Origin of the sequence: Streptomyces sp. B1866, from assembly GCF_031932565.1 — a bacterium.
Classification (GTDB): domain Bacteria; phylum Actinomycetota; class Actinomycetes; order Streptomycetales; family Streptomycetaceae; genus Streptomyces.
In genome coordinates this window covers 1-3,209 of sequence record NZ_JAVSCF010000415.1, presented here as the reverse complement: position 1 = coordinate 3,209, position 3,209 = coordinate 1, and the positions used below count along the sequence as shown (strand labels likewise).

Annotated in this window: 2 protein-coding genes; one reads left to right on the top strand and one right to left on the bottom strand. The window is 78.2% G+C overall.

The annotated features are described in order from the left end of the window. Nucleotides 1-96: 96 nt before the first annotated feature. Nucleotides 97-1,518, bottom strand: a complete 1,422-nt coding sequence (locus RKE29_RS28870) for a HEAT repeat domain-containing protein (protein WP_312008658.1) — start codon at nucleotides 1,516-1,518, stop codon at nucleotides 97-99. Between the two features lie 323 nt (nucleotides 1,519-1,841). Here RKE29_RS28870 and RKE29_RS28865 point away from each other — a divergent pair. Beyond that, a partial coding sequence (locus RKE29_RS28865; RefSeq protein WP_312008657.1) for a SpoIIE family protein phosphatase occupies nucleotides 1,842-3,209 on the top strand: 1,368 nt, incomplete at its 3' end.

Below are 3,209 nucleotides of genomic sequence, written 5' to 3'. Positions count from 1 at the left end.
GCAGACGGCGCCGGACGGCCGCGGGGCGGGCGGGGGCGGCCCCCGGTGGCCGGACGGGCGACGGCCCGGTCCGGGGGCCGCGGTGGCGCCCGGCGGCTACCGGGCCTTGCGGTCGGGGCCGATGCGGCTGCGGACCGCCGTCTGGACCTCGGCCTCCTCCGCGGGGTCGGCGGCGAGGCGGCGCAGCTGCTCCACGACGCGCGCGTCGGCGGTGGCGGCGTGCCGGGCGGCGAGCTCGCGGGTGCTCTCCTCGCAGTCCCAGAGGCACTCGATGGCGAAGTCGGAGGGGAAGGACGGGTCGGTGACGGCCAGCGCGTGGGCCGCCCGGCCGCGCAGGTGGGAGGAGGAGGTCTCGCGGTAGATGTGGCGCAGGACGGGCGCGGCGCTGCTGATCGCCAGCCGCCCGGCGCCGTCGGCCAGCGGCCACAGGGCCTGCGCGTCGGGTCCCTGGGTGCGCACGGTGCGGCGCAGGGCGCCCAGGACCAGCCCGGTGTCGTACTGCCCGCCCCGGCAGGCGAGCATGGCGGCGGCCGCGTCGCCGAGGGAGTCGGCGCGGTCGGTCCAGGCACGGGCCCGGTCGAGGGCCACGACGCTGCGCATCCGCTCGAAGGCGGCGACGGCGGCGGTGGCGACCAGGCCGCCGGCCGGCTCGGCGGCGGCGTCCTCGATCAGGTCGAGCACCTTCGGGTCGCCGGTCTCGGCGAGGTGCCGCAGGGCGGCCGCGCGGGCGGCCTCGGGCCCGGAGGCGGCGGCGGCCAGCAGCTCGGCCCGGTCCTCCGGGCCGGCCACGGCGGCCAGGCAGCGGGCGGCCGCGTCGTGGCGGCGGGCGCCGGGGCGCAGGTCGTGCTCGGCCTGGGCCCACAGCAGGACGTCCCGGACGCTCCAGCCGGGCCGCGGCCCGTCGAGCTTGAGCTGGCGCTGCCAGAGGTCGAAGGCGCCGCGTTCCTGGGCGGCGCGCACCCGCGGCCCGTACCAGGGGTCGTCGGCCCACAGCCGCCAGGGCCGGGGCTCGTACGCGCCGCGGGCGGCGGCGGTCAGCTCGGCGTCGCCCTCGGGGGTCTCGGGGAACCTGCCGAGCACCGCGGGCGCCAAGGCGCGCAGCCCGGTGTCGTCGTCGTGCAGGGCCAGCTCGTCCAGGGCCCAGGCCCAGTTGCCGCCGCGGGCCGCGTAGCGGCGCAGCAGGGCGAGGGCGTCCGGGCGGCCGTAGCTGGCGAGGTGGCCGAGGACCGCCAGGGCCAGGCCGGTGCGCTCCTCGGCGGTGTCGAGGAGGTCGTCGGGGTGGAACAGGTGCTGCTCGACCGCGTCGAGGTCGGCGTCGAGATCCAGACACAGCCGGGCGTAGTACAGCGAGCGGTTCTCGACCTGCCAGTCGCGGCGCGGGTCGTGCAGCACGCAGTGGCGCAGCGCCGAGAGCGCCTCGTCCCGCGGCGCGGCGAGGGCGTGCAGCGTCCCGTCGCCGCGGCCTCGCTGAAGGAGGCCGAGCAGGGTGCCGCTGGGCGCTATGTCTGGATCGAACATGATGTCAGCATCCGGTGCGGTGGTGTCGCTGGCAACGGGATTTCCGTCGACCCGCATTCTTGCCGATGTGCGGACGTGGTATGCCGGACCTCGTCCTTTGGTGCAAGGCTGGTGCCGGGGGCGCGCGGCGCCCCCGGCGGAACCCTACACTCCGCACAATCCATCCCACTTTGCCGAATATTGGCCGATAAGCAGCATGCGCCGGATGCACCCCCGTATGGTGATTGCCAAATCCCCTTACGCTCCGCCGCTGCCTGTGCGAGAGTCGTAACCGGCCACTCAGGCAGGCCCGGCCGCGCCCCGTCCCGCTTCCGGAGAGAGTCATGCCGCCTCCCCGCCCGGTGGACCCCTCCGCCGCCCCGCCGCACGACCGCGGCGATGTCGACGCGCTGATCTCGCAGACGCGGCGGCTGCGCGGCGGCCTCGACGCCGTCCGCCGCGACGCCGACGCGGGCCTGGACCTGAGCGACGACCCCCGCGCGCGCTGGCGGCGTGCGCTGTGCGACCTGGCCGCACACCAGTTGGACGACCTGGGCGGCCACCTCGGCCAGCTCAGGGAGGGGCTGCCCGTCGGCCCGCCGGAGCCGGATCACGCCCCGTCCCCGCCGCCCGGCTCCGGCGGGCGCCTCCAGCCGCCGCCCGGTCGGGCCGGCAGTGCCGAGTGGGACCTGCTCACCGACGAGGTGACCTGGTCCGCCGAGCTCTACGAGATCTTCGGCCGCGACCCGCGCGAGGGCGGCCTGACCCTCGACGAGCTGCCGGCCTGGGTCTTCTGCGCGGACCAGCCGCTGCTGACGGCGCTGGTCACCGACTGCCTGGTGGACGGCAGGCCGATCGACGGCGAGTTCCGTGTCGTGCGCGCGGACGGCGCCGTGCGCACGGTGCACATGACCGGCGAGCCCGAGCTCGACGGCGGCGGCTGCGTCACCTCCCTGTGGGCCGTGCTGCGGGACGTCAGCGAGCTGCGGCGCGGCCAGCGGACGGTGCGCGAGACCGGCGCCCGGCTGCGCGACCACCGGCGCGGCGCGCGGGCCGAGCACCGGCTCGCGGTGCGCCTCCAGGAGACCGTGCTGCCGCCCTGGCGCACCGCGCCGCGGCCCGCGCGGTCCGGGCCCGCGGCGCTGGACGTCGCCGCGCACTACTTCCCCGCCGCCTCCAGCGCGCTGATCGGCGGCGACTGGTTCGACGCCCTGCCGCTGCCCGGCGGCGGGACGCTGCTGAGCGTCGGCGACCTCACCGGCCACGGCGTTCCCGCGGCCTCCGGCACGGCGATGCTGCTGGGCGCCCTGCGCGGCATGGCGCTGGCGGGCGTGGCGCCCGGCGCCCTCATGGGCTGCCTGAACCAGCTGGTGGACGCCGCCGAGGAGCCCACGCTGGGCAGCGCGCTGGTCGCCCGGTACGACCCGGCCGGCCGCGCCCTGGTGTGGGCGCAGGCCGGGCACCCGCCCCCGCTGCTCTTCCGGGACGGGACCGGCCGCGCGCTGCGGGCGCCGGACGGCGTGCTGCTGGGCGTGCTGGCGGGCGCGGCGTACGCGCAGGCGAGCGAGCCGCTGGCGCCGGGAGACCTGCTGGTGCTGCACACCGACGGGCTCTCCGCACGCGGCGCGGCGCCCGGCCCGTACGACGGCCCGTACGGTCCGGCGGGCCCGCGCGGCCCGGGCCGCTCGTACGGCGCGGCGGCCGCGGGCGCG